Here is a 26,452-nt window from a genome sequence, read left to right as displayed (position 1 = left end):
GTATTTTCTGTTCGGTTTTTTGCTGTCTAAACGTTGAATAAACGAAGCTATCAGGGACATTCTAAGCAGAAGAAAAGGAGTGTGCTCTGAGATGGAATCATCAAAACAAAATAACGGAATGACGATTGTTGCAATTGGTTCAATCCCTTTAATATTAACACTTGGAAACTCAATGCTTATTCCGATATTGCCAAAAATGAAATCTGAACTTCATTTATCACAATTTCAAGTCAGTCTCGTGATCACAGTATTTTCCTTGATTGCGGCGTTTGCCATTCCGATTGTCGGTTATCTCGCTGACAGATTCTCAAGAAAAGTCATCATTATCCCTTGCTTATTTTTGTATGGAGCCGGCGGGTTGTTAGCCGGGTTTGCGGCAGGTTTTTTTGACAATGCGTACCCTTGGATCATGGCAGGACGGGCGCTTCAGGGAATCGGGGCAGCCGGGACCGGCCCGATCGCCATGGCACTGTCAGGGGATCTGTTTAAAGGCGCCCAGGAAAGCAAGGTGCTCGGCCTCGTTGAAGCTTCAAATGGCATGGGGAAAGTGCTTTCGCCAATCATCGGCTCGCTTATCGCCCTGCTTGTCTGGTACGGCGCGTTTTTTGCCTTCCCGGTATTTTGTATCATTTCGATCGTGTTGACTTGGATTTTTATTAAAGAAAAGAAAAAGGAAAAAGAACCGCCCCCGATCGGAAAATATGCGAAAGGGCTGATAAGTGTTTTTAAGCATGAAGGCAGATGGCTGTTTACCGCTTATTTAGCCGGGGCGACCTGCCTGTTTACTTTATTCGGCATCCTGTTTTATCTATCAGATGTCTTGGAAAAAACATATGATACCGACGGCGTCAAAAAAGGCTTGATTTTGGCGATTCCTCTTTTGGTCATGTGTGTAACGTCTTATACAACCGGAAGCAAAATTGGCCAAAAACAATCGTTAATGAAAAAGCTGATCGTACTCGGATTAGCGTTCATGACCGTGTCTTACGCAACACTGTCATTCATTGAGAACCTGGTCTTTTTTATCAGTGTTCTCGTGCTGAGCAGTATCGGTTCAGGCCTTGTTCTTCCTTGTGTGAACAGCTTTATTACCGGAGCTGTCGGGAAAGAAAGACGAGGATTTGTGACCTCGCTCTACGGATCTGTTCGTTTCTTAGGGGTGGCCATCGGGCCTCCGATTTTCGGCCGCCTGATGGAATGGTCCAGACCCGGCATGTTTTTAAGCATTGCGGGATTGACGCTTGTTGTCGGCATTCTCGTGATTTTGCTGATCCATGTGAATCAACACAAAGAAGAATCAAAAGAAAAAGAAGATCCTAAAATGGCAGGCAATCGGCTTCAGCCGACTGAGGAAAGGTAGCATCCAATTTGAAAATCGAACGGGTTGAGACTTTTCCGCTTTTGCATCGGTTAGAAGAGCCGTACGGTGACGCAAACGGGTTTAAACAATATCGAACTTGCTATCTCATCAGAATTGTCACAGAAAGCGGGATTGACGGCTGGGGAGAATGCGTTGATTGGCTTCCGGCTCTCCATATCGGTTTCACCAAACGAATCATTCCCTTTCTTTTAGGAAAACAGGCCGATAGCCGCCTGCCACTAGTGCGCACGATTCAAAAATGGCATCAGCGCGCGGCCTCCGCTGTAAGCATGGCCCTGACAGAAATTGCGGCTAAAGCTGCGGATTGTTCTATTTGCGAACTATGGGGCGGGCGGTACAGAGAAGAGATCCCTGTATACGCCTCATTCCAATCGTATTCAGACCTGCCGCAATGGATCAGCCGTTCGGTCTCTAACGTTGAAACCCAGTTAAAAAAGGGCTTTAAGCAAGTCAAAGTCAAAATCGGCGGGGCTTCATTCGAGGAAGATGTCCGGCACATCAGTGCGCTGCAGCATACGGCAGGCAGCTCCATTGCGTTGATTCTGGACGCAAATCAAAGCTACGATGCAGCAACAGCTATGAAATGGGAACGCTATTTCTCAACATGGACGAATATCGGATGGTTCGAGGAGCCTTTGCCCTTTGATCAGACGCAGGATTACGCTTTGCTGCGCAGCCGTTTATCTGTTCCTGTTGCCGGTGGAGAAAATATGAAAAGCGCGGCGAAATTTGCCTCGCTTCTTTCACAGCGCTGCTTGGATATCATTCAGCCAGATGTTATGCATATCAACGGGATCGATGAGTTTCGGGACTGCCTCCAGCTCGCGCGTTATTTCGGCGTCAGAGCGTCCGCACATGCATATGACGGATCGCTTTCACGGCTCTATGCTTTATTTTCGCAAGCCTGCCTGCCTCCATGGTCTAAAATGGAAAATGATCAAATTGAACCGATTGAGTGGGACGTCATGGAGAATCCTTTTACAGATCTCGTCAGCCTTCAGCCTTCAAAAGGAATGGTCCACATCCCGAAAGGAAAAGGCATTGGAACAGAAATCAATATGGAGATCATTCATCGCTACGAGTGGGATGGTTCAGCATATTAAGCTGGGCCATTTCTATATTTGCATACATAAATGATGGACAGCCTCATAAAATGGAAACAGCGGACAAGTCTTTTCATAAAGGAGCAAATGACTTAATGGCTGAACTGCTGATGAAAGCAAAACTCACGTTTATGATTGTCGTAGGCGGCGTATTACAGGGACTCGGCATGTCCTTGTTTTTATTTCCACATGATATTCCGACAGGCGGGGCAGCAGGTATTGCGGTGCTGCTGCATTATCTGTTTCAAATCCCACATGGCTTTTCAGTGTGGGCAGTGAATGTTTCGATGCTTTTTACTGCTTTAAAATGGCTGGAGATGAGAACATTTACCGGCACCCTTGCTTCGATTACCGTTACCTCTGTCTCGGTCCTGATATTCGATTTTGTTTTTACGGATATCACATCCAACCTGTGGCTTGATTTGGCAAGCGGCGCTGTGTTATTGGGACTTGGCATCGGACTTTTATACAAATACAAAATTTCGAACGGAGGATTCGGAGCCCTTGCTCTGATGATTTCCATCTATCGCGGCGGGAATCCCGGAACGATCCTCCTTATCATGAATGGCATCATTTTTATGGTCACCGCGTCTATTATTGACTGGGGCATCGTCATTCAAGCCCTGATATGCCAAGTCATATCGACAAGAGTCATCGACTTCATCTATAACATCCGCCTGACTTCACTTCCCTATCTCACGCCTATGTACCGCCATAAAAAATAATAGGAAGAGGCTCTCTTCATGGCGAGAGCCCCGCAGCCGCTGTTTTACAAATAAAAGGTATCGGATCTTAGCCCTAAGCGCAGTGTCTCTAACGCGATGGCATCATGAAAGGGGATATTGGCCAGATTCACATTCGGCCCAATCCTTTGAATAAACCCTTGCTGAAGCGTTTTGTTTGGCGCTTCAAAAATCAGCCTGGTGATATCAATATTTGAGGAAATGATGTCATCAACAATTTGAAACCGGACATCGCCGCTGCTGGAACAGATCCCGCCTGTCCCGCTTTCCCTTGCCTCTGTAATCACTTTTTCCGCGCCCGCTTCCATATCCTCAATGATATACTCAAGCCATTCCCCAGAGCTTTGCCGGCTTGATAATTCCGCATCCTTGCTGCCCACCTCACTGAGCACAAGAAATTCATCAGAAAAATCGGCAATGTAAGCCGCTTTCTCTTTATTTGTCATCGGAAGCGTACCGTTTGAAATCTCAATATATTTACAGCCGAAATAGGTGCAGTACCGATGAAATTCATTCACTTTTTTCTGGCTTACATATTTCTCAAACAATGTGCCGCCAAAGAAAAATTTAATATCATGCTCGTTCAGCGAGCTGATTTTTTCTTCAAGGTCTTTCGTAAGTAATGATGTGCCCCAGCCGAATTTCACAAAATCAATATAGTCGGACGCCCCAGCTATTACATCTTTGAAAAATTGCAAGGGGTAGCCGTTATCAATTAAAATCGTCTGCCCCGTTTCTCTCGGCTTGCTTGTTCTCACTGGCAATTCTAGTGAAAAATCATTCATATTATGACCCTCTCTATCGTTGGAACTTCTCTTTCTTGTTTTACTTTCATCACGAAATCGCCTGTCAGTTCTTTTGTACAGTATGATATGTCTTCCGGATCAAACAATGGCTGGCTGGGATCAAAAAATTTCTCTGCAACAGAAGAGCGTTTTATTCTATCAATTACCCCCGCAGCCGTTACTGCATTTGTCTCTTCAATAATGCCTTTGATATACTCCGCACACGCCATGTCGTCATCACCTGACGGGTGGGAAGCAACAATGTTGATGACACAATCCTTTACGGCGAGTGTTTTTACATGCTCTGCCGTTGTTTTGGCGTTGGAAAATCCGGTTACGAACAGATGTCTGGTGTTCAGCGCCCCTAACGCCGCTGTGACGCCGTTTGTTGTTTTCTGGATCAAACGCTTATCCGCCATATCCTGCATTGCCATGCGTTTTGGAGAATTATCTAAATCAAATCCGGTGATACCCACCCCCTTTTCCTCTCCCGTCAATACGTAATCCGGAAAACTGTCTTTTAGCACAAAGGCTTCCTCCGCTGTCCCGACCAATAAAATCTCTTTCGCTCCGCCGATAAACGCATAATGGGCGACCGTAAAGGCTCTGATGACATCAATGACGATATTAATATCCGCCGGGGCAAGCGAATGATGATGCCCCTGATAAATGGTAATCGGCATACTACCTCTCCTTGGGCATAAAAACCATTTTGCTTAAAAGCATATTCAGCCGGTCTCTTAATGGTTCCGCCCCTTCATTTTAGGCGCCGCCGCACCTAAAAACCCTGAACGTTTATGTGAAAAATGAATAGTCTGCCTATAACTCGATCACTAGATAAGAAAACAAACAGATGCAAACGGGGGGAAAATGTTGAACGAACAAATCATCACTCATGATACATGGAACGACACGCTGTCCAAACAGATAACGGATCAATTGATCGATGAGCTCGATGTGTTGAAATGGGCTTACCGAATATACGGGGAAAAGATTGTGTACGCGTGCAGCTTTGGCGCAGAAGGGATGGTGCTTCTTGACCTCATATCAAAAATCAACAAAAACGCGCACATCATCTTTTTGGATACAGGGCTGCATTTTCAGGAAACATATGAGCTGATCGAGACCGTCAAAGAGCGATATCCGAGCTTGAAAATCCAGCTGCTCGAACCCGAGCTGAGCTTAAAAGAACAGGAGACGCAATACGGCGGAGAGCTGTGGAAGCATAACCCGAATCTATGCTGTGAATTGCGGAAAATCGACCCGCTTAAAAAACACCTGTCCGGCATGACAGCTTGGATTTCAGGTCTGCGCCGGGAGCAGTCGCCTACGAGAAAGCATATTCAATACGTGAATCTGGATCAGAAGTTTAAGCTCATTAAAATTTGCCCGCTCATCCACTGGACATGGGATGACGTTTGGACATACATCCGCCTGCACAATTTGCCTTATAACAAACTGCACGATCAACATTACCCGAGCATAGGCTGTGAAATGTGTACATTGCCTTCCTCGGACCCAAACGATGAAAGAGCTGGCAGATGGGCCGGACGGGAGAAAACAGAATGCGGCCTGCATCAAGAATAATGTCTGGCAAACGCATGCTATGGGAATGAAATGATGTTGAGGCGCTGCTTTTGAAGTTATCAACCAGCGCAGAAAAGAAAAACAAAGGAAACGTAAAAATGGAGGTTGAACACGTTGAATGGAAGCGAGCCCCATGGAGGGGTGTTAATCAACCGCTGCGATCCCGCATGCCATTTTGAAGGGTGCACGTGCGAAGCGGAGCTGGATCAGCTTGCACTGAGCGACCTGGAGCTTATCGCGATCGGCGGCTACAGCCCGTTAACTGGTTTTTTGGGAGAAAAAGATTATCATACTGTTGTGAAAGAGATGAGGCTGGCAAACGGCTTGCCTTGGAGCCTGCCGATTACGCTGCCTGTCGGAGAAGAAACCGCAAAAAAACTGTCTGCCGGAGATCACGTCAAGCTTGTGAAAGACGGCATCACCTACGGCATGATCACAGTTACTGATATATACCAGCCTGATAAAACACAAGAAGCACTGTCTGTTTTTAATACAAACGATCCTGCCCACCCAGGCGTAAAAAAAATGCTGGCGCGGCCGGATTACTACATCGGAGGGCCAATCGTTGTCAGCCGCCTTCCCGACAAATCCTTCGAACAGTTTTACGCAGCACCCGCAGAAACAAGAGCAGCCTTTAAAAAACTCGGCTGGAAAACGATTGTCGGCTTTCAAACCAGGAACCCTGTTCACAGAGCGCATGAATACATTCAAAAAACAGCGTTAGAAACGGTCGACGGTCTGCTGCTTCACCCGCTTGTTGGAGAAACGAAGCCAGACGATATCCCGAGTGATATCAGAATGGAAAGCTACCAGGTTTTGCTTGATCACTATTATCCAAAGGATCGTGTCATGTTGTCGGTGTTCCCTGCCGCCATGCGGTATGCAGGTCCGCGGGAAGCGATTTTTCATGCGCTCGTCCGCAAAAATTACGGCTGCACCCATTTTATTGTAGGCCGTGATCACGCGGGTGTCGGCAGCTATTACGGAACGTACGACGCGCAAAACATTTTTCAATCATTCACTGAGGAGGAACTGGGCATTAAGCCGCTGTTTTTCGAGCACAGCTTTTACTGCCGGAAATGCGGAAACATGGGCACCTCGAAAACATGTCCACACAGCCAAAGAGAGCATATCCACTTATCCGGCACAAAGGTGAGAGAGCTTCTCCGCCAAGGCAAAAAGCCGCCTAAAGAATTCAGCCGGCCTGAGGTCGCAAACGTGCTGATCAAGGGTCTTCAGCAACAGCCCGTTGCCATTCAGCAAAACAGCGGGGGATTGGAATGACACACAATCCGAACATCATTTGGCACCCCGCTGCAATCACAAAGTCTGACAGACAGTCCTTAAACGGACACAAAAGCTGCGCCCTCTGGTTTACCGGGCTGTCCGGCTCAGGAAAATCGGTGCTGGCCAATGCGGTTGATGAAAAGCTTTACCGCATGGGGATTCAGAGCTATGTGCTCGACGGCGATAATATCCGCCACGGCTTAAACAAAGATCTCGGTTTTCGGACTGAAGACAGGATAGAAAACATCCGCCGAATCGGAGAAGTGGCGAAGCTGTTTGTCGACAGCGGGCAAGTGATTTTAACGGCTTTTATTTCTCCATTCCGAGAGGACCGGGATATGGTCAGAGCGCTCTTTCCTGAAGGGGAATTCTATGAAATATATGTGAAATGCCCGCTGCATGTCTGTGAACAGCGCGATCCGAAGGGACTTTATCAAAAAGCGCGAAACGGAGAAATCAAACATTTCACCGGGATCGATTCTCCGTATGAAGCGCCGCTTTCACCTGATTTCATCATTGAATCAGACCAGATATCTATTTCCGACGGAGCTGATTTGATCATTACTGAACTGCAAAGCAAAGGAATCATAAAGAAACCCGATTAATATCGGGTTTTTTCTTATAATTTGGAAAACTGCGCAATCAAATGGTTGATCTTCTCTTTTTCTTCATAGAAAGCTCCGTGCCCGTTATTTACAAACGGAACCAATTCCGACTGTTTGATGCCGCGCTTCAATTCTTTCGCAAAATCAAATGGCGCAATTTTATCCTTTCTCCCGTGCAGGATCAGCGCCGGCACCTTGATCAAGGCAAGATCCTTTCTGAGATCCTCGTCTCTTAATGCAATGCCTGAGTGGATCGTCCCGTAAGAGGAAGCTTCCAGCATCAGATTGAGAAACCACTGCCTGAACTCCGGAGACACTTTTTCCTCAAAAAACTGTTCTCCTAAATCAGCCAGTGTTTTTGGCCGATCGTTTTTGATTTGTTCAATCATATCGTCAATATCCTGCTTCCTCATGCCGTACGGATAACCCGGGCGTTTTGTGAATGCGGGCGCTGCTGCAGACAATAAAATCAGCTTATCAATATCGGCTCCGTCATGCCTTGCTAAATAACGGATTGCAATTGCGCCGCCCATCGAAAAACCGGCAAGAACCGCGTTCTCAAGCTGCAGCGTATAAATGACTGCCTTCACATCATCGGCCATTGTGTCATAATCGTAGCCTTCCCACGGGCGGTCAGATTGCCCATATCCCCGTAAATCAATGCCGATAAAACGAAATCCTCTTTTCGGAAGCTCATTCATTTGATATTCAAACATCTTATGATTCAACGGCCACCCGTGCAAAAAGATGATTGGCCTTCCATGTCCGATATCCTCTACAAACAGTGTCACATGCTCCTCGGTTTTGACGTAATGCCCCATTCCGCATTCCTCCTGTTCCCTTTTCTTTCCCGGCCTGTAAACGCCTTGACGCACAGAAAGCTTTCCATTTATGCTTACAAAACAAGCGGGCTGCTGACCAAGAAAAGGCTCTTCACGTTTTACTATATGTATCAACTTCCATAACAATCTATTAAATTGATCCCGGAGGCCTCTGGTTTTCGGGCAGTAAAGGATGTCATCTCATGAATAAAGTAGTGATTCAAAAACCGCACATACCGGAAAACCTGCAAACCGCAGATTTTCATGAAACCGCGACGCAGGATGATATGGTCAGCATGCATTTGTTTGCAGATTGTACAATCTGTGGCGAAGATATAGAAAGACTTTGTGTGGAAAAAACGATATTCAGAAATGTCGTGTTTATCGATGTGTCTTTCCGGCATATTGAACTGACCGATGTGATCTTTGAGAAATGTGATTTATCAAACGCTGATTTCAGCGGGGCTGTCATTCACAGAACATCTGTTAAGCAATCAAAAATGGTTGGAATGAATGTGGCAGAATCAACGCTGCGGAATGTCTCATTCGAGGAGTGCCACGGACATTTCAGTTCATTCTCATACTCAAATATGAAACAAGTCCGTTTTGATCACTGCGCCCTTATGCAAAGTGAGTGCAGCAATATGGCGCTTCAGCAGACACACTTTGACGGGTGCGAACTGGAAGGCGCCAGCTTTACCGGCACATCCCTTCAAACCATGGACATCAGCACGTGCCGTTTTGACCAGCTTCATGTCTCCCTCGACAAATTGAAAGGCTGCAAAATCGCGCCTGAGCATGCGATTGCTTTCGCCAGAGCGCTCGGAGCTGTCATTGTGTAACAAACGTTAGGACATCAGGCGGCGGGCTGTATCGGCTGCCGCTTTAATGCCTGTTTTCAAATCCGCAAGAGAGGCATAGGCATATGACAGCCTGATGCTGTTTCGGTCTTCACCGTCATAAATGGAACCGGGATTCACCAGCACCTGCTGTTTCAGCAGTTCATGAAAGAAACGGCTGATAGGCAAGGCTTTGTGAAATGTCACCCACATATAAAAGCCGCCGGCGGGAATCCGCCACGTCGCGATGTCTCCGGCATACCAATTGAGAAAATGAACTGCCGCGTCTCTTCTTTGTTTTAGTGCCCTTCGTATCCATGTCAGCTGCTCTTCATAATACCCCTGTGACAGCCATTCAGCAGCCGCCCACTGGGACAGTCCGCTCGATCCGTAGTCTGTCTGCATTTTAATATCCGCCAGCCTTTCAATGACCGGCTCCGGTCCGGCAAGCCAGCCGATTCGAAGGCCTGGGCTAACCGTTTTTGAAAAAGTGCCCAAATACAGAATATTGCCTTCATGGTCCATTGCTTTTAACGGCTGCGGCGGTTTCTCTTCAAACCATAAATCACCGTACGCATCATCCTCAATGATCGGCAGCTGCTCTTTTTTTGACAGGCCGATGATCTCTTTCCTTCGCTGCTCTGACATAACAGTGCCTGTCGGATTATGAAACGACGGAATGGTGTAAAGCAGCTGTCCTCCGTATTGTTTTCGATAAGAAGAAACAAGCCCCGCATTGATTCCTTCTTCATCCATCGGCAAGCCGCGAAGCCGCATCCCCGCTGATTGAAACACATGCAAAGATTGAAGGTAGGAAGGCTTTTCCGTCAAAATAACAGAACCTCGTTTTAAAAGCCCGATCGAGATGAGCTGAAGCGCCTGAAGTGCGCCAGACACAATTAAAATGGATGACGGTGATACATGGATCTGCTTGCCTTTTAAATGGTCCGCTACCGCCTCCCGCAGCTTAGGATTTCCTTTCGGCTGCTCGTATCCTAAAGACAGGGCAAGCGGATTGATCTGCTGAAACATCCGGCGCATTGTGTCAACTGGAAGCAGATCCGGTGAAAGCTCTCCTGTGCCTAATCTGATAATATCCGCTCTTGGTTCGTTTTGATTAATATCCTGTATGATAGAAGAATTAGGGTGATGAATGCCTGAACGGACGTAATCACTCCAATCGAGTGGAGGCTCAGCCGCCAGCACGCTCCACGTACTGTTTACAACCTTCGTGCCGCCACCTCTTCTCCCCTCTAATAGGCCTTGAGACGTGAGTTCATCAACGGCAGCTGTCACTGTGCTGCGGTTGACTTGAAACATATCGGCCAGCGTTCTCTGCGAAGGAATTTTCGTCCCCACAGCCCACTCTCCGTGAAGAATTTTATCTTTCATGTATTGTTCGATCTGCCGATGCAGCGGAACATCCGAATCTTGGCTTGGCTGCCATTGCGTCAAGGTCATACCCCCTCTTTTCTTCACATTATACATTTGGCTGGTTCTAAACCCAACCAAATGGCCGGAGACTCGGGAAAAAATCTCCCTTATGATTGAAAAAACAGATGTGAAAGGAGTTTTTTCCGCATGAATGCAATCATTCACGGAGTTGCGCTTGCCTTTGGCTTAATTTTGCCGCTGGGAGCGCAGAATGTGTTTATTTTTCAGCAAGGAGCGTGGCAAAGGCATATTTGGCGGGCACTCCCTGCCATCATCAGCGCTTCTGTCTGCGATACTCTGTTAATTGTTTTAGCTGTTGCAGGCGTATCTGTCATCGTCCAGCAGCTGCCGGTGTTTGAGACAGCCATGATGGCCTGCGGATTTTTGTTTCTCCTCTATATGGGCTGGGTAACTTGGACCAGCCATCCGAAAACAAACCAAAATGAGAAACATACGTTCACAGCTAAACAGCAAGCTGTGTTTGCGGCAGCCGTTTCTCTTTTAAACCCACACGCTATTCTGGACACGATCGGTGTCATCGGCACGAGCTCGCTCCAATATTCTGGGCTTGAGAAATGGCTCTTTATGGCCGCCTGCATCGCTGTCTCTTGGATTTGGTTTATCAGTCTTGCGATAGCGGGCCGGCTGTTTCAGACGATAGATACGAGCGGCAGGCTTATGCTAATCGTAAACAAATGCTCTGCAGTGGTGATGTGGGCAGCAGCAGGGTATTTCGGGGTAGCTTTTTTCAGCAATTGAAGGAATTACAATTGAAACAGCGAATTTCTTAGAAAAGGAGGCAATGCTGATGACTGATGCTAAACAGTTTTATGACTACCATTCCTGGGCGAACAAGCGAATCTTGAACCATATGGAACATCTGCCGGAGGAAACTGCTTATCAAGAAGTAAAGAGCGTATTTCCTTCTGTCAGTGACGTGCTGCTTCATATGTGCAGGGCTGACTACATGTGGATAAAAACTCTTTCAGGAGCAACCTACAAAGAGGTGATAGACAGTGTCGGCAAATTCGAGGCTGCACATCGTAATATGGCAGCGATTAAAGAGCATGTAGCTGAACTGCAGGCACAGTATCATGATTTCTTCAGCCGCCAGACGGACTTTGAACAGCAAGTCTCATTTCAGCATCCGACACATGGAACACTAGAGACAACTTATGCAGACGTCATCCTGCATGTCGTCAACCATGGCACGTATCACAGAGGGAACGTGACCGCAATACTGAGGCAGCTTGGACATACAGGTGTACCTACTGATTATGTCTATTATCTATATGAAAAGAAAGAAAGCAAGGGCTAAATTGTCCTTGCTTTTTTGATAGGAACGATTTGCGGGAATAATACGAAATATAGGTATAATGATAACGTTTACAAACTAGTGTAAGCACTCTTCTCATCCAACTGTACAGGTTTGCCGCTTCGGTACGAATCGGTCGCGGCGATGCCGACTTCTAAATTGATCGTTGCATCGACATCCGTCACAATCGGCGTTGTTCCATTCCGGACACACTCGGCAAAATGCTGCAGCTCTAAGCAGTAGGCTTCATGAAAACGAGTTTGAAAGTCTGGAATAATGTCATAGCTGCTCCCTTTCGCCGACAGGATGGTCACATGTTGGTTCCTCAATGTCCCTATGAAAATACTGCCCTCTGTCCCGATAACCTCCGCTCGAATGTCATGTCCGTATGGAGAGGTTCTGCTTGCCTCGACATCTCCCGCAGCACCCGAGTCAAATTCTAAATACGTCAGCGCCTGATCCACATCGCCATACTGCTCCATAAACGGATTCTTCAGGATCCTGCCGTGTCCCGAAACAGAAGTAATCTCCGCTCCTATCAAATAACGGGCCATATCATAGTCATGGATAGAGCAGTCAATAAAGATCCCTCCACTGTGTTTGATAAACTCCGCGGGAGGCGCTCCCTGGTCTCGCGTAAAGCCTTTATAATAGATGGGTTTACCGATTTCCCCAGCGTCGATCCGCCGTTTGGCATCTGCGTATGCGGGATCAAATCGTCTCATAAAGCCGACTTGGCAAATGACTCCCGTCTCTTTCACTTTTTCAGAAACTGCCTTTGATTCCTCAAGGCTCAATGTCAGCGGTTTTTCAACGAATATCTGCTTCCCGTTCTCGGCTGCTTTGATGATCATATCACCATGTGTGCTTGTCGGCGTTACAATAATGACTGCGTCAATCCCGGGATCTTCTAACATCTCATACGGGTCCTCTGACCATTTTTCGATACCGAATTCTCTAGCAACCTGCTCCGCTCTCCCTTTCAACGGATCACCGACACTGACCAGCTTTGCCCCCGGCACACTGGAGACGAGATTTTTCGCATGATCATAACCGAGCCTTCCTAATCCTAATACAGCGCACCTTACTTGATGTTCCACGTCCCATCCTCTCCTTTATGTCATTTTATGCTCGTTCAAGAAAGCGCTTTCTCTTACCAGCTAAAAAAAGTGGTTCAATCCGCTTTCACATGTTGCGCAAGCGCTTTCCCAAAAGATGGCTTCATTTTACACTGCCTGTTGTTTACACGCAATATGTTTTTTTGGCCCATTGTCAAAATGAAAAGAACCCGTATTAGCGGGCTTTTGTTTTGAGCGGCGATGTAGAGTGTCTAATCACGAGCTCAGGCGGCAGCACGATTTTTTGTTTCGTCTTTCGTTTTCCTTCGATTGCTTCTGCCAGCAGTTCGATGACGCTCCGCCCCATATCTTTAATCGGCTGGGCCACGGTGGTCAGGGGCGGGGCAGCCATTTCTGCAAGTATGGTGTTATCAAAACCGATGATGGAAAGGTCATCCGGCACTTTTATGCCTCTTATTCTCGCTGCTTGTATGGCGGCGCAAGCCAATACGTCGTTGAAGGCAAAAATAGCCGTTGGGGCGTTCCTGTCCAGCAATTTTCCCGCTTCTTCCTTACCGCTTTCCAAAGAAAATCGTGTCGGAATGATAAGCGATTCATCGACAGGCACGCCTGCTTCCTCCATCGCCTGACGGAAGCCTTTTATTCTGTTTTTTTCACCCGTTGTTGACCCGTCTCCAACAATGCAAGCGATGTTCGTATGGCCGAGCGACAGAAGATGCTTGGCCGCCTCGTACCCGCCACGAACGTCATCCACCACGATAATATCCATCGGAAGCAGCGGCTTATCCTGAGAAATCATGGCGAGCGGAATTTGTTCACTGGCGATTTCCTCCAAAGCAGACATGCTGTCATGATTCTCAATCCCTGTCGCAAAAATAATCCCGTCAACTTTTTTCTGCTTCAGCACCGAAAAATATGTTGTTTCTTTTTTCGGATTGTAATCAGTACTGCAAATCATCATTTGAAAACCGAGCTCATCCGCCCTTTCCTCAATGCTTTTGGCAAGTTCGCCGTAAAACGGGTTTGAAATATCAGGTACCACAAGTGCAATCATATTCGTTCGTTTTCCTGTTAACGCCGCGGCGTGGACATTGGGCGTGTACGCCATTTCCTTCATGACATTCATCACCTTCTGCCTCGTTTTGTCGCTGATTCTGCCCGTCTTGTTAATCACACGCGACACAGTTGTGATCGAGACGCCCGCCGCCTTTGCCACATCGTAAATGGTTGTTTTCATGTTCATCCCTCGTCTGGTTATTGAACTTTCCGACTGACAATTTTCCGGTATTCAATTGGTGAAATGCCTTCGATCTGTTTAAAGAGTTTTGAAAAGTATGTCGGGTCTTCCATTCCTACCGTTTCTGCAATGACGCCCATTTTATCATTTGTAGAGGATAATAGGCGCTTTGCTTCCGTCATTCTCACCCGGTTCGTGTATTGTGCCGGTGTGACGCCTAGCACCTGCTGCATGCAGCGGCTCACATAATCCTGATGATAGTGAAGGGCGAGCGAGAGATCCTTGATTGTCGTCTTTTCCCTATAATGCTCCTGTAAGTACCGGGCCGCCTCCCAGGCTATCCGCTCTTTTGCAGACGGAATTTGAAACGCCTCTTTTTGAAGATGCAGCATCAGCTCCTCAAATAAGATTTGCTTTCTAAGCGGCAAATCGGAGTTTTCCGCGGAGTAATCGATCAGCCTTTCAAACTGCTGCGCCATAAAATGCGGGCGCTGCACCTTGCCTTTTCTCGGCAAAGCCAGTCCGTAGCGGGCCGGCTCCTCGAAGCTCCCTTTTTCCCGCTGAAGCTCAGACCAATTGCTGCCTCCCTTTGCCGTAAATTCATACCGATGTTCATTAAAGTGAAGCCAATAATAGGAGGTTGCTTCATCACTGCCCTTCGTCCCGTAGTGTTCAAGGCCGGGAGAAAGCAAGATGTACTCGCCGCCTTCAACAGAGTACGATGTTTCATTTTCTGTTATATATAACGTCCCCTGTTTGACGTATATCAGATCAAACACGGAGAATACACGTTTCACATGGGTTTCTCCCCTTTTAAAAACCCCTTCTCCGGCTGCGATAAATACCGGAAAAGGCGGGACTGTAAACAGGATGCGGGGCATTTTGATCATCCTCCTTTTTAAGTCGGATTTTTGCAAGAAGTATCGTTTCTCTCCCTTTTTATTATAAGGAAATGGAGGTACACTTTAAAACGTTGATTTTATTTACGAAAGGGGTTAGAGACAATGAAACAAGCCGTCTTCAAATCAACTGCTTTGAAAAAACCCGCTGACAAATCGTTCTCATTATTTTCACTTACTTGGCCAATCTTTATTGAGGTCTCATTATATATGTTTATGGGTAATGCCGATACACTGATGCTCAGCCAATACTCAGATAACAGCGTGGCAGCAGTCGGCGTCAGCAACCAGATTTTGAATTTAATTATCGTGATGTTCAGCTTTATCGCAACAGGAACGACCGTTATCATTTCACAATTTTTAGGGTCACGGCAAAAGAAAGAAGCCATGGAAGTCGCTTATGTATCAATCGGCGCCAACTTCTTCATCAGCCTTGCCATCAGCGCTATCGTCTTTTTTGCGGCTGCCCCTCTGCTTCATATGATGGGATTATCAAGCGATCTGATGCCTGATGCAAAAGTCTTTTTACAAGTTGTCGGAGGTCTATCCTTTATTCAGGCTTTAATCATGACATTCAGCGCGATCTTAAAAAGCTACGGCTACACAAAGGATACAATGTTTGTCACAATCGGCATGAACGTATTAAACATTGCCGGAAACTTTGTTGTGATTTTCGGTCTGTTCGGTTTTCCTGTTCTCGGCGTTGCCGGTGTGGCCATGTCTACATCTATCGCCCGCGTCATCGGATTAATCGCGATGATTGTCATTGTCAACAAACGTATCCAGCTGAAAATGTCGCTGAAAAAAGTCTTTCATATGCATAAAGAGCATTTGCGCAAGCTGCTGAAAATCGGCATCCCTTCTGCGGGAGAACAGCTTTCATACAACCTGTCGCAAATGATTGTCACGTATTTTATCGCCATCATGGGCGCGCAGGCTTTGACTACAAAAGTGTATACGCAAAATATTACGATGTTTATTTTGCTGTTCGGCACTGCGATCAGCCAGGGCACGCAAATTTTAATCGGCCGCTATATCGGCGGCAAACAGTTTGATGCCGCGTATGAGCGCTGCATGAAGAGCTTATATTGGGCTCTGGGGATTGCTGCGGCTACATCGGTTTTGATGACCATTTTTTCAAAAGACCTGATCAGCATCTTTACACAAAGCCCTGACATTATTGCGACTGCGAGCCTTTTGATTGCCATGACGATTATCCTTGAACCGGGCCGCTCGTTTAATATCATTATCATTAACTCCCTGCGTGCCGCGGGGGATGCAAAATTCCCGGTTTACATGGCAATGATTTCGATGTGGGGCATCGGTCTCCCGCTTGCTTATCTATTCGGCATCCACCTCGGTTTCGGTCTTGCCGGCATTTGGATTTCCTTTATCGCGGACGAATGGGTACGGGGAATCTTAATGTATAGAAGATGGCGTTCCCGTATCTGGATTCAAAAAGGTATGGCGTAACACCCGGCTCAAGGCCGGGTGTTTTTTATGTCAGACAGAATCTGCTTCGCTTCATTCTCTGTAACGTCGTATTGATGCTGAAATACATCGTGCTGCTCCGCCCGGATTTTTTCTAAAACAGCCCGGTACAAACGAAGAGCGGCTTTCACCGTTTTTTGCGAATACTGTGGGAATAGAGGCAAGGCATCCTGACTCTCCTCAAGGTAGGCTTCCGCTTCAAAAGCGATATACTCCCACGTCATTGTGAATGCCTTATTCACGACACCCTTCTGAAGGTCGTCCTCTGTATATCCAAATTGCTGCATCACCTGCCGAGGGATGCGGCTTTTTTGCTGTTGGCCTGTGCCGATATCTCTCATAAGCCGAATCAGCTGAATCGCTAAACCGAGAGAACCGGCTGCATGTGTAAGCTGTTCCCGTTGTCGGCGCGCCATAATCGGGAGCATCATCAATCCGGCCGTACCGCCCGTCTGGTATGCGTACATGAGCAGTTCATCAAGGCATTCGAACGGTTTATCTTCCGCCTTCTGTGCGGCAATGAACTCACGGAATGGCTCGCTGTCCAATGTAAAGGTCTGATACGCATGGCTGAAAGCCTTGTATAAAAAATGATTCCCGTTATATGTCCCGGAAAAAACATGTTCTGCCTCAGCTTCAATGGCAGATAACTCGTTCTCATCCGCATTGGCTGCCGTATGGCAAAATGCCATAACCGCCCAAGCAGCCTGTCTTTGCTTCAGCGGAAGAAACGAGAATGCTTTGTAACAGGCAGGTTCGCGGGCGCTGACGATCTGCCTGCACTGCTGATAGGCTTCTTTTATCTCTTTCATTTCTTTTCACTCCTATGTAACACTGCTTCTTCAAGTCTATTATGTTTTTTCCCAATTGTATATGAAGAAAAAGCCGATTTCTGCTTTGTAGAAGATAAGTGAGTGTATGTTTTTATGATGATAGCTAAACCTATCTTTAATGTCACACACAATTTTAAAATTAGTCCTAGCTCGTACAGTGACATAGGGGTTGCAGAATTATTGAATCTGATTATTAAACCTTCACAAGGCTATTTCAGTTAACAAACCTAAACAGGATAATCAACGTAATACCATACAACAGAAAGTGAAAAAATTTAAATAAATATCTATGGAGGCAGATTACTTCAATAAAAGAAGGAATTTAGGAAAAAAAGAGTAATTATTATTTGATGTACCATATTATTGGAGTGATTTGAGTGATAAAATTTTTTGAGTATAACTGGCAGGTTAGGGATCAATGGTTTACTTGGTGTAATCAACTAACCACTAAAGAGTTACTTAAAAACCATCTTGGTGGAGTAGGAAGTATTTTATATACCCTTTTTCATATTATTGACGTGGAATATAGTTGGGTTCGTGCTATCCAAGGGAAAGAAGATATCGTTGTTCAGTTCGCTGATTATCATACACTAGACAAGGTTAAATCTCTTTCAAATACATTCCGAACTGAAATTATTGACTTTTTAGAAACAAATGTAGATGAAATAAAAGATGAGCTTGTAAGCGTTCCTTGGGATAAAGAAGTTTTATATACGAGAGACGAAATATTACACCATATCATAGCTCATGAAATTCACCATATTGGTCAACTTTCTGTATGGGCTAGGGAATTAAAATTAAGCCCAATATCAGCTAATTTTATTGGCAGAAAATTAAAATCTGTCCATTCTTATTGAAGTAAGGGGGGCTTTATTGTAACAACAAGTCCGATATTGTTGTTGTAGTAAATGAAGTCATTTGTAGTACAAAAAAGGATAGATAGAGCAAATTTCTCTGCTCACCTATCCTTTTTTTGTTTTAGTCTATAAAAAGTGTGACATTCCATTGGGAATCTTCTAGATAATAGTGACCTTTAATAAAATTTGCGCAGAATCGGCTTTTTTCTTTATCCCTCATCAATATCAATGCGATACGCTTCAAACCATGTATGAATTTGAGCAAGGTGGGCGATCAGCTGAGGTCCTTTCATGTTCATTTCCCCTAGAATATCTATATCTAAAAGAAAATAATTTGCCACCCTTTTATACGCTTATACTATTATTTACAAACTGATTTTTAGAATCCTATAGAGACTTAGGAGGCAAATCAGAAGCCTTTCATTATAACTAAAATCTTTAGAGAACAATAGAAATATTTCAAACATTGTTTTAAAATATTAAATAAATATAACGAGGTGACAAATTTGTACTCCCGAGAGAAACTTAGAAAACTTTACTTATCAAATACTATTTTGGAAATAATTCTTTTTGCTTTAGCAGCTTTAGTTTTAAATATATTTCTTGGAAATGATATGTTTAAAAGTGCTGTAGCTACAGCATTAATTGCTATTATTTTAGAAATCATTTTAAAAGTTAAAGGAATCAATCCCTTACTAAAAAAGGCAAAAAAAGTAGAGATCCTATATGATAACATGAAAAAAAACGGGATTAAAAATATTTATTTCATGTATGACCGTAACTCTAAAAAAGAGCGAAATGAAAAAACTCAAGTTGCTATTAGTAAAGCATCTTACATGTATTTATTAGCTGAAACAGGTCGCTCATATATAGATGCTTCAACAGATAGACATTGGAAAGAAGTTAAAAACCAGTTAGATAAAAGCACTTCTTTCAAAGTACTATTAATAAATCCTGAATGTGAAAATAAAATTGTACGAAATAAATTAAATAATTCTAATGGCGTGGACAGAAAATTAAATTTTGAAGAATTAAAAGCTCTTGTATCAAAATATGAAACTTTAGAAATTCGATTTACGGACCAAGTTTACAATACACTTTTCTTTACGAACGATTATATGATATACGATCCTTACCATTTAGGAAAAACTTCTGAGCGTTTAGAAAACAATTTTGTAGCAATCGAATTCGATAGTAGTAGTAATAACTATAAAACAATGAAAAGTCATTTTGATTACTGTTGGAAAAACAGCAAATCGATTGAAGACATTGAACTAGATTTGGGAGGTGTTTAATTGAAAAGACTAATCCTTACATACAATCAAAGTTGTAATTTAAACTGCAAATTCTGCTATATTGATTTTCATCATAAAAAAATTGAAGATAGATCTATCTCAATAGTAAAACAGGCAATTCAATTAGGAATCGACATTATTACTTTTGGGGGGGGAGATTCATTTAGTAAAAGGGATTTTCGAGAAGCATATAAAATCGCACATCAAAAACAGCTTATCACTCATGTTGATACTAATACAATAAGTATTAATGGATTTGACGACTTTAAATTTATTGAAGATAATATAGATATGTTAGGCGTTTCAATAGACGCTATTGGTGATAAATATAATCAATTTAGAGATTCTAAACGTCTTTTTCAAAAGCTGAATCATACATTGCATCAATTAGAAGGATACAGTATAGATATTAAAGTTAATACTATATTAACTGCACAGAATTTAAATTTTATACCTGATATTTTTGAATATATAAAAACTCTCAAAAACATAAAACGTTGGAGCATATACCAATTTTTCCCCTTATCTTCCGCAAGGAGATTCGAGGGTATATACAAAATATCAGATAGTGATTTTGAAGAAACTTTAAAATTTTTAAATACATCAAAAACAGATTTAATTATTGAAAAAAATAAATATACTGATAGAGTGGAAGGTTATATATTTTGTGATGAGGAAGGAAACTTATACACTAATAACATTAACGGTGAGTACCTTTCTTTAGGATCTATTTTCGATAAAGAAGTTACAGAAAATGTTTTTTCAATAGATACTTTGATCAACCCCAAAATAAAACAACGTTATAAATAATTACAAACATCATCACATAAGTAATTCTTTACTATTAGTGTTACATTTAATAGTTTATAATTTTTTATTAAAAGAAAAAAGAACTGAATTCCTTATTTGCTCTGAATAGCTAGCCCTTTCCAATGACTGTTTTCCACATGAAAAAGCCGATTCCATTTGCGCAGAATCGGCTTTTTTCTTTATCCCTCATCAATATCAATGCGATACGCTTCAAACCATGTATGAATTTGAGCAAGGTGGGCGATCAGCTGTGGCCCCTTCATGAGCTGCCCGAACCACGGAACCTTGAAGGAGGAGCCTTCCGTTTCTAAAAGCTGATCCAATTGCTTTCTGTCAAGCAGGGTATGGAGCACGGAGTCTTTTTGGCTTCTGATCGTTTTCAGCCATTCGCTGACCCCTTTTGTATATTCCGGGTGGTGTGTTTTCGGATATGGGCTTTTTTTGCGATACAGAATGTCATCAGGCAAAATGCCCTCAAGCGCTTTTCGCAAAATGCCTTTTTCCCGGTTGTCATGCATTTTCATTTCCCATGGGATATTCCAAACATATTCCACGAGCCGGTGATCGGCGAACGGCACCCGCACTTCAAGGCTCGCACCCATGCTCATGCGGTCCTTCCGATCCAAAAGGTTCGTCATAAACCAAAGCATATTTAAATAGAACAGCTGTCTTCTTGCTTTGTCCACACCCGTTTCTCCGTCTAATAATGGCGTTTCCGCCAAGGTTTCTTCGTATTTGGCATTTACGTATTCTTTGAGATTCAATTTTTTCTGCCATGAATCAGAAAGCAGTTTGATCCGCTCTTCTGTCGATCTCATCCATGGAAAGCCCGATTCAACGTCTGCCATATGGAACCACGGGTACCCGCCGAAAATCTCATCCGCGCACTCTCCCGACAGGCTGACGACAAAGTCCTTTTTGATTTCCCTGCAAAACCACAGCAGAGACGAGTCGACATCAGCCATTCCCGGCAAGTCTTTGACCAGCACGGCTTCCTCCAGATGATTGACGAGATTCTTTTGGCTGATGACGCATTTGTGGTGTGTTGTGCCGAAGGCCTCTGTCATTTTTTCAATCCAAGGCCCGTCGTCATTCGGCTGAAAAGCGCTCGCTTGAAAAAATTTATCGTTCTCTTCGTAATCAATCGAATAAGTATGAAGTGGCGCTTTTCCTCCCTTTTCAAAATGGCCTGCTGCAATTGCTGTAATGGCGCTTGAGTCCAGACCGCCTGATAGAAACGTACAAACCGGCACATCCGACACAAGCTGTCGCGTCACCGCATCCTGAAACAACGATCTGACATTGGCAACTGTGTCATCAAAACTGTCCGTATGTTTTTCGCTTTCAACATTCCAATAACGCCAAATATTCAGCCCATCTTTAGAAAACGTCATCGCGTGAGCCGGCCGGACTTCTTTTATGCCTTTAAACACACCAGTTCCCGGGGTTCTGGACGGCCCAAGTCCGAAAATTTCAGAAAGTCCTGTTCTGTCCACTTGCGCTTTTATATCAGGGTGTGCGAGGATCGCTTTGATTTCGGACCCGAAGAGAAAAGAAGATCCTTGCTTCGTGTAAAAAAACGGCTTCACACCGAGACGGTCTCTCGCGGCGAACAGCAGATCGCGCTTTTCATCCCACACAGCAAAAGCGAATATGCCATTGAGATGGTCTACACAGTCTTCCTGCCATTCAATGTAGCTATGCAGCAGCACCTCCGTATCTGACGTACGCTCGAACTGATGGCCCCGCGCCCGTAATTCTTTGCGCAGGTCCTCCGTGTTATACAGCTCACCATTGTAAGTAATGGTGTACGTATCCCCTTTATAGGTGCATGCCATCGGCTGGCGTCCGCCTTCGATATCGACAACCGCAAGCCTTTTATGTCCGAATAAAACATGGTGCTCTCCCCAAACGTTAGAATCATCAGGCCCCCGTTTGGAAAGAGTGTCTGTCATTCTGTTGATCGTTTGCTTTTCCTGGACGAGCTGCTTTTTAAAATCGACCCAACCCGTAATTCCACACATGTGATATCAGCTCCAATCCCGTTTCTTTCGTAACAATTTCGTTTCCTTTCAGCACCTTAGTAAGTTTATGCATCTATAGGCAGATAGTTGATTTGTCCACAAAAGAGTTGTATGGGACAGGCTTAAATTGGAAAGAACGGAGAGGAAAGATTAAAAAGGAGACAGCATGGTATGAAACGGAAACAATTATTATATAAAGAGGAACGAAAATGGGAATACGGCACCATCCTCATCGAAGATGGCATCTGTTTAATCGAAAACGGGGAAGGAGATATACTGCTGGCGGACAGTCTCCATCACAGCCCAATCTGGATCCATCATAAAGGAAAGTGGAAGCAGGCCGGCTTCCATGATCAATTGATTCTGGCATGCGGTGAAGAAAACATCTCCCTTTCAGGCGGAGAACGTATCCGCTATGAAAAATCAGTCAAGCGGCCGCTCATGGCGCTTTTGGATTCGCTTGATGACGAAACCTTTCTCGCATTTTTACAACACTTGCACAGCTTTGGCTTATCGGTATTCGATTGCGTCTTTTCTTATAATAAAGGAGTCTTTTCGAATACATCGGAGGAGCAGGGTGTTTCTTTTTATCACTTTTCAAACGACACCGCCCAATGCGCGATGCAGCATCACTACAGCCATGACGGGACAGGAGACCGATTCGAATGGACGGCTTCCAATGGAAAGCGATCCATTATGTATTCAGCAGTCCAGCGGGGACGCAAATAAAAAAAGCGGTGCAGCGAGCACCGCTTTTAGATTACTTTTCAACAACAACTTTTACATCCTTGCTTTCTTTTTTATCTGTATCAGCAGCCGTGACGTACAGTACCGTTCCGGCTTTTTGTTTTTTGATTTTCACCGTGAACGTTCCTTTCGCGTCAGCTTTGGCAGAAGCAATGACTTTCTTTGATTTGTTTTTCACTCTGATCATTGCCTTGCTGTACGCCTTTCCTTTCACTGCCGTATCCTTCGTTTTCACCGCTTTTACCTTCGGTGTGCCGGAAGGTTTTCCTTTGACGACGACCACTTTATACGATGTTTTTGCATCGCCTTTTGTCGCTTTCACATACAGTACTTGATCTTGTTTTTGAGTTGGGATATTGACCTTGAACGCATTGTCTTTGCCGGCTTTGGCACTGCCAAGTTTTTTCTTGCCGTTCATGACCTCGATCAGCGTGCCTTCCTTTGCGCTTCCTCTGACGGCTGTTTGTGTGCTTTCCAGCTTGTTGACCTTGAGCTGTATATCAGCTGCGCTGACAGCCTTCATGACATTCAGCCGCCCGTAGCCTGAGTACCAGTCTACTCCAGGCGTTTTTGGAATGTCAATCGGATCGCCATTATCGTCATACATTTCTTCTTCCTCGCCATCCACGCTCTCAAAAGAAATGTCATCTGCCGTCTTTTTCAAAATATCCTCAGCCTCTGTTCTTTTCAGCTTAGGGTTTTGAGAGAACAGCAATCCTGCAGCAGCGGCAGCATATGGCGTGGCCATAGATGTTCCGCTCATGTACGTGACATTTCCGTTCGGCACTAAGCTCGGAATATCAGACCCTGGAGCAGAGATATCCAGACCTTTTCCATAGTTAGAGAAGTCAGCAGTCATATCCATACGGTTCGTTGCCCCGACTGACATCACATATTTAGAAGAGGCAGGATACGATAAGGAATTGGCTCCGTCATTCCCGCTGGCAGCGGCAATCAAGACATTTTTGTCTGCTGCGTATTTCAAAGCAAATTCTAGTACGCGGCTGTAGCCTCCGCCTAAACTTAAATTAATCACCTTGGCTCCTTTGTCAGCAGCATATTTGATGCCGAGGGCAATTTGTTCAGTATCTCCGTAACCTGTGGAATCAAGCACTTTTACCGGGATAATTTTCGCTTTGGCATTCAATCCAGTCATAGAAAAGCCGTTATCGCTTTGGGCGGCAATAATGCCTGCGACATGTGTCCCATGCCCCTGATCATCCATTGCATTGTTATTCCGTCCAACAAAATTGCGTCCGAGATCGGTTCTTACTTTGCCTTTTAAATCAGCAAGCGTACTGTCCACACCTGTGTCTACTACTGCAATCAATGTATCGTTCAGCTTGCGTTTGGACAGCAAGGTGCTGGCAGGTTCGAATTTCACATCCGCATTTTTGACACCGCCGTTTTCACCGGTGTTTTTAAGCGGCCATTGGTAAGGGTATTGAATATCGTTTGACAGTCGTTTATACTCCTGCACAGGTTCAGCAAACTCTACGTTAGACATCTTGGATAATGTCGCAGCAGCGCTTTTGACCCGTTTTGCGCTTGCTGTGTATACACCGTTTTGCTTTTCATCTTTCGGAAGTTCGAAGGAATACAGATTGTCGAACAGTTTCTTTGCCTTTTTCACATTTGAAATGTCTTTTTTCGATTGCGCACTTGCAGAAAAGCCCTTCATTTCATTATGTACGGATGAGAGGCTTTTATTGTTCTTCACCTTGAAAATGACTTTTGTTGTCTGAACTTCACTTTTTGCCGCAATACTGTTTTCTGTTAAAATAGTTCCTGCTGTTTTGCCTTGCAGCTTCTTGATATTTAACCGTTCAGCCTGTTTCTTTATCTCCTCTTTAAGGAAAGACGGGACCGATTGTAAAGCTGTATCATATAGCCGGTTGATTGCTGCTTGATCCTTTTCAGTTATCTTATATGAAGAAGACGCACCGTTTTCTGACACATTATCAAACAACGGCTTTAATGTCACAAGATCTTGATAGATTTCATTTCTCGCAGTTTTATTGAGTGCGAGCTTTGCCACGATAAACGGCGCCGCTTTGTAGTAAAGGCTAGTCAGCTCTTTGCCTTCTGCTGTTTGGCTAAGCTGCTCATCACGAATCGCTCTCAGCTTGTCTAGGATGCTTTTTCCCGATTTTTTCTGATCAACACTCATTTCCACAGGACAAGCTTCTTCCTGTTCTAAATCTGACGGCTGCTTATTCGTGCCTTTATACCCAATCGAATACTTGGCTTCCGCAGCTGCTTCTGCCGTTCCGCCGTCCTCTGGTTTTTCTTCTCCGAGGTATTCAACTTTTACATAGTAAGGGCCGCTCCATGCGTATGGAAAAATGATTTCGCTTTTTCCATCCTCCGCCGTGTATGAACGGTACATCTCAAACGTTTCATCTTTTAGCGCTTTTTCCTTGCTTGGATATACAGATACATTCAGTACTGAATCGCTCTTTACGGTTAAGGCCATATGTGAGTTTTTCTGAATATCTGCTTTATCCGGAGTCACTTTGTACCATTTCACCTGTTCCGGTTCCTTCATGGTGCCTGTCTGTTCTTTGCCGTTTTCCAGAGCAGCCGCCTGATCGATCGCACCGGCCGCTGCCGCTTTGGTTCCCGGAGAAAAAAGGCTGAAGATCAGTGCAACAATAAGCACTGCCGCCACAAACGAGCTGAATTTTCTGCGTTTCATGATATCCCTCCTGCAAATATTGAATCTTCTTGAAGGTATCATAATTTCATAGGACGAGATACCACTCGCAGGGAATTTTAAGGTTATTTTAAATGATTTGGAATTTAAGGGATAAAACACACAAAACCCGACTCCTTCATAGGGCCGGGTTCGTGCTTTTTCTATTAAAACAATTGAAAACCGATTGGCAAATGCAGACCGAGCAGCACTGTCAGGACAAGAACAATGACGAAACCGATCCAGAGGCCTCCGGTTGATTTTTCTTTTTTCTTGCGAATGAGGAGCATTTCCATCAGACCGATGGTGATAATGCCAAGAATCATTTTGCCGGCGTATTCTCCGTTCCAGTTGGCGAAACGGACAAACAGCTCAGCTCCTGTCAAAATAATAAGGATATAGAATAGCCGCAAAATCATATGAGTGATTTTGGCGCCTTTCGCACTTCTTGACGAATACAGCGAGTAGCTGACGAAAAGCAGAATCAGCGCTACCACCCATGTCGTAATATGTAGGTGTGTCATACAGGTTCCCCCTATCAGATAAATTACCCCACTTATAGTACCATGAACTTGTCCTCTGCCA

22 protein-coding genes and 4 pseudogenes are annotated in these 26,452 nt (G+C 44.6%); 14 read left to right on the top strand and 12 right to left on the bottom strand.

The features are described 5' to 3' along the window. The first annotated feature begins 91 nt into the window (after positions 1-91). From MOF34_RS03900 to MOF34_RS03890, 3 genes are all read left to right on the top strand, one after another. Entirely contained in the window at positions 92-1,360 is a 1,269-nt protein-coding gene (locus MOF34_RS03900) for an MFS transporter (RefSeq protein ID WP_268398607.1), read from the top strand. Between the two features lie 8 nt (positions 1,361-1,368). Continuing rightward, positions 1,369-2,484, top strand: a complete 1,116-nt coding sequence (locus tag MOF34_RS03895) for a mandelate racemase/muconate lactonizing enzyme family protein (RefSeq protein WP_268398605.1) — start codon at positions 1,369-1,371, stop codon at positions 2,482-2,484. 95 nt (positions 2,485-2,579) lie between these two features. Further along, a complete protein-coding gene (locus tag MOF34_RS03890; protein ID WP_029317017.1) occupies positions 2,580-3,209 on the top strand; it encodes a YitT family protein in 630 nt (209 codons plus the stop codon). Positions 3,210-3,253: 44 nt separating this feature from the next. On the opposite strand, the gene MOF34_RS03885 is transcribed toward MOF34_RS03890, so the two are convergent. Then, complete coding sequence (locus tag MOF34_RS03885) at positions 3,254-4,012, bottom strand: phosphosulfolactate synthase (protein ID WP_268398603.1); 759 nt, start codon at positions 4,010-4,012, stop codon at positions 3,254-3,256. Then, the gene (locus MOF34_RS03880; RefSeq protein WP_268398601.1) at positions 4,009-4,695 is read right to left on the bottom strand and encodes a 2-phosphosulfolactate phosphatase; all 687 of its coding nucleotides are present in this window, start codon (positions 4,693-4,695) and stop codon (positions 4,009-4,011) included. Before MOF34_RS03880 ends, MOF34_RS03885 begins: the two co-directional genes overlap by 4 nt. Before the next feature lie 190 nt (positions 4,696-4,885). Between MOF34_RS03880 and MOF34_RS03875 the strand changes: the two genes are divergently transcribed. The 3 genes from MOF34_RS03875 (at position 4,886) to cysC (ending at position 7,491) form a co-directional block, all read left to right on the top strand. Continuing rightward, the gene (locus MOF34_RS03875) at positions 4,886-5,599 is read left to right on the top strand and encodes a phosphoadenylyl-sulfate reductase (RefSeq protein ID WP_268398600.1); all 714 of its coding nucleotides are present in this window, start codon (positions 4,886-4,888) and stop codon (positions 5,597-5,599) included. Between the two features lie 114 nt (positions 5,600-5,713). Further along, complete coding sequence (gene sat / locus MOF34_RS03870) at positions 5,714-6,883, top strand: sulfate adenylyltransferase (RefSeq protein ID WP_268398599.1); 1,170 nt, start codon at positions 5,714-5,716, stop codon at positions 6,881-6,883. Beyond that, positions 6,880-7,491, top strand: a complete 612-nt coding sequence (cysC, locus tag MOF34_RS03865) for an adenylyl-sulfate kinase (RefSeq protein ID WP_268398598.1) — start codon at positions 6,880-6,882, stop codon at positions 7,489-7,491. Before sat ends, cysC begins: the two co-directional genes overlap by 4 nt. Before the next feature lie 14 nt (positions 7,492-7,505). Here the strand turns inward: cysC and MOF34_RS03860 are convergent, their stop codons facing one another. Continuing rightward, positions 7,506-8,312 (bottom strand): alpha/beta fold hydrolase, encoded by an 807-nt coding sequence (locus tag MOF34_RS03860; protein WP_268398596.1) that lies wholly within the window; start codon positions 8,310-8,312, stop codon positions 7,506-7,508. Positions 8,313-8,515: 203 nt separating this feature from the next. Between MOF34_RS03860 and MOF34_RS03855 the strand changes: the two genes are divergently transcribed. Further along, the gene (locus tag MOF34_RS03855) at positions 8,516-9,154 is read left to right on the top strand and encodes a pentapeptide repeat-containing protein (RefSeq protein ID WP_268398595.1); all 639 of its coding nucleotides are present in this window, start codon (positions 8,516-8,518) and stop codon (positions 9,152-9,154) included. Positions 9,155-9,160: 6 nt separating this feature from the next. Here the strand turns inward: MOF34_RS03855 and MOF34_RS03850 are convergent, their stop codons facing one another. Next, a complete protein-coding gene (locus MOF34_RS03850; RefSeq protein ID WP_268398594.1) occupies positions 9,161-10,612 on the bottom strand; it encodes a PLP-dependent aminotransferase family protein in 1,452 nt (483 codons plus the stop codon). 82 nt (positions 10,613-10,694) lie between these two features. Between MOF34_RS03850 and MOF34_RS03845 the strand changes: the two are divergent. Then, a pseudogene (locus MOF34_RS03845) lies at positions 10,695-11,344 on the top strand (LysE family transporter). A 49-nt stretch (positions 11,345-11,393) separates the two neighbouring features. Beyond that, complete coding sequence (locus MOF34_RS03840) at positions 11,394-11,903, top strand: DinB family protein (protein ID WP_268398592.1); 510 nt, start codon at positions 11,394-11,396, stop codon at positions 11,901-11,903. Between the two features lie 68 nt (positions 11,904-11,971). Here MOF34_RS03840 and MOF34_RS03835 read toward each other — a convergent pair whose 3' ends face one another. From MOF34_RS03835 to MOF34_RS03825, 3 genes are all read right to left on the bottom strand, one after another. Further along, complete coding sequence (locus tag MOF34_RS03835; RefSeq protein ID WP_268398591.1) at positions 11,972-13,000, bottom strand: Gfo/Idh/MocA family oxidoreductase; 1,029 nt, start codon at positions 12,998-13,000, stop codon at positions 11,972-11,974. Between the two features lie 193 nt (positions 13,001-13,193). Continuing rightward, positions 13,194-14,216 (bottom strand): transcriptional regulator DegA, encoded by a 1,023-nt coding sequence (gene degA / locus MOF34_RS03830; RefSeq protein ID WP_019713906.1) that lies wholly within the window; start codon positions 14,214-14,216, stop codon positions 13,194-13,196. 17 nt (positions 14,217-14,233) lie between these two features. Beyond that, positions 14,234-15,097, bottom strand: coding sequence for an AraC family transcriptional regulator (locus MOF34_RS03825; protein ID WP_268398733.1), 864 nt, complete (start codon positions 15,095-15,097; stop codon positions 14,234-14,236). A 123-nt stretch (positions 15,098-15,220) separates the two neighbouring features. On the opposite strand from MOF34_RS03825, the gene MOF34_RS03820 reads away from it, so the two are divergent. Next, entirely contained in the window at positions 15,221-16,588 is a 1,368-nt protein-coding gene (locus tag MOF34_RS03820) for an MATE family efflux transporter (protein WP_268398589.1), read from the top strand. An 8-nt stretch (positions 16,589-16,596) separates the two neighbouring features. Here the strand turns inward: MOF34_RS03820 and MOF34_RS03815 are convergent. Beyond that, a pseudogene (locus MOF34_RS03815) lies at positions 16,597-17,441 on the bottom strand (phytoene/squalene synthase family protein). A 375-nt stretch (positions 17,442-17,816) separates the two neighbouring features. On the opposite strand from MOF34_RS03815, the gene MOF34_RS03810 reads away from it, so the two are divergent. After that, on the top strand, positions 17,817-18,296 hold the full coding sequence (locus MOF34_RS03810) for a DinB family protein (protein WP_268398588.1): 480 nt from the start codon (positions 17,817-17,819) through the stop codon (positions 18,294-18,296). A gap of 209 nt (positions 18,297-18,505) precedes the next feature. Here the strand turns inward: MOF34_RS03810 and MOF34_RS20950 are convergent. Beyond that, positions 18,506-18,589, bottom strand: a pseudogene (locus MOF34_RS20950) (hypothetical protein); the annotation flags it as partial. A gap of 213 nt (positions 18,590-18,802) precedes the next feature. Here MOF34_RS20950 and MOF34_RS03805 point away from each other — a divergent pair. Beyond that, positions 18,803-19,591, top strand: a complete 789-nt coding sequence (locus MOF34_RS03805; protein WP_268398586.1) for a hypothetical protein — start codon at positions 18,803-18,805, stop codon at positions 19,589-19,591. After that, a complete protein-coding gene (locus MOF34_RS03800) occupies positions 19,592-20,401 on the top strand; it encodes a radical SAM protein (protein ID WP_268398585.1) in 810 nt (269 codons plus the stop codon). Positions 20,402-20,580: 179 nt separating this feature from the next. Here MOF34_RS03800 and asnB read toward each other — a convergent pair whose 3' ends face one another. Next, positions 20,581-22,425: an asparagine synthase (glutamine-hydrolyzing) gene (gene asnB / locus MOF34_RS03795; protein WP_268398583.1), complete on the bottom strand. Its 1,845-nt coding sequence runs from the start codon at positions 22,423-22,425 to the stop codon at positions 20,581-20,583. 149 nt (positions 22,426-22,574) lie between these two features. Between asnB and MOF34_RS03790 the strand changes: the two are divergent. Then, positions 22,575-23,154 (top strand): annotated as a pseudogene (locus MOF34_RS03790) (DUF2777 domain-containing protein). A gap of 31 nt (positions 23,155-23,185) precedes the next feature. Here MOF34_RS03790 and wprA read toward each other — a convergent pair. Next, complete coding sequence (gene wprA / locus MOF34_RS03785; protein WP_268398582.1) at positions 23,186-25,870, bottom strand: cell wall-associated protease WprA; 2,685 nt, start codon at positions 25,868-25,870, stop codon at positions 23,186-23,188. A 164-nt stretch (positions 25,871-26,034) separates the two neighbouring features. Further along, positions 26,035-26,391, bottom strand: coding sequence for a YisL family protein (locus MOF34_RS03780; RefSeq protein ID WP_019713898.1), 357 nt, complete (start codon positions 26,389-26,391; stop codon positions 26,035-26,037). Positions 26,392-26,452 lie beyond the last annotated feature (61 nt).

This window comes from Bacillus sp. T17B1 (assembly GCF_026796395.1).
Taxonomy (GTDB): domain Bacteria; phylum Bacillota; class Bacilli; order Bacillales; family Bacillaceae; genus Bacillus; species Bacillus spizizenii_A.
The sequence above is the reverse complement of the archived record's forward strand: the minus strand, read 5'-3'. Positions and strand labels throughout refer to the sequence as shown.

Bases quoted from the DNA above. Each gene is read 5' to 3' on its own strand.
- MOF34_RS03900 (WP_268398607.1), top strand. From the start codon at position 92: ATGGAATCATCAAAACAAAATAACGGAATGACGATTGTTGCAATTGGT.
- MOF34_RS03890 (WP_029317017.1), top strand. From the start codon at position 2,580: ATGGCTGAACTGCTGATGAAAGCAAAACTCACGTTTATGATTGTCGTA.
- MOF34_RS03885 (WP_268398603.1), bottom strand. From the start codon at position 4,012: ATGAATGATTTTTCACTAGAATTGCCAGTGAGAACAAGCAAGCCGAGA.
- MOF34_RS03880 (WP_268398601.1), bottom strand. From the start codon at position 4,695: ATGCCGATTACCATTTATCAGGGGCATCATCATTCGCTTGCCCCGGCG.
- cysC (WP_268398598.1), top strand. From the start codon at position 6,880: ATGACACACAATCCGAACATCATTTGGCACCCCGCTGCAATCACAAAG.
- MOF34_RS03860 (WP_268398596.1), bottom strand. From the start codon at position 8,312: ATGGGGCATTACGTCAAAACCGAGGAGCATGTGACACTGTTTGTAGAG.
- MOF34_RS03855 (WP_268398595.1), top strand. From the start codon at position 8,516: ATGAATAAAGTAGTGATTCAAAAACCGCACATACCGGAAAACCTGCAA.
- MOF34_RS03850 (WP_268398594.1), bottom strand. From the start codon at position 10,612: ATGACCTTGACGCAATGGCAGCCAAGCCAAGATTCGGATGTTCCGCTG.
- MOF34_RS03840 (WP_268398592.1), top strand. From the start codon at position 11,394: ATGACTGATGCTAAACAGTTTTATGACTACCATTCCTGGGCGAACAAG.
- degA (WP_019713906.1), bottom strand. From the start codon at position 14,216: ATGAAAACAACCATTTACGATGTGGCAAAGGCGGCGGGCGTCTCGATC.
- MOF34_RS03825 (WP_268398733.1), bottom strand. From the start codon at position 15,097: ATGCCCCGCATCCTGTTTACAGTCCCGCCTTTTCCGGTATTTATCGCA.
- MOF34_RS03820 (WP_268398589.1), top strand. From the start codon at position 15,221: ATGAAACAAGCCGTCTTCAAATCAACTGCTTTGAAAAAACCCGCTGAC.
- asnB (WP_268398583.1), bottom strand. From the start codon at position 22,425: ATGTGTGGAATTACGGGTTGGGTCGATTTTAAAAAGCAGCTCGTCCAG.
- wprA (WP_268398582.1), bottom strand. From the start codon at position 25,870: ATGAAACGCAGAAAATTCAGCTCGTTTGTGGCGGCAGTGCTTATTGTT.
- MOF34_RS03780 (WP_019713898.1), bottom strand. From the start codon at position 26,391: ATGACACACCTACATATTACGACATGGGTGGTAGCGCTGATTCTGCTT.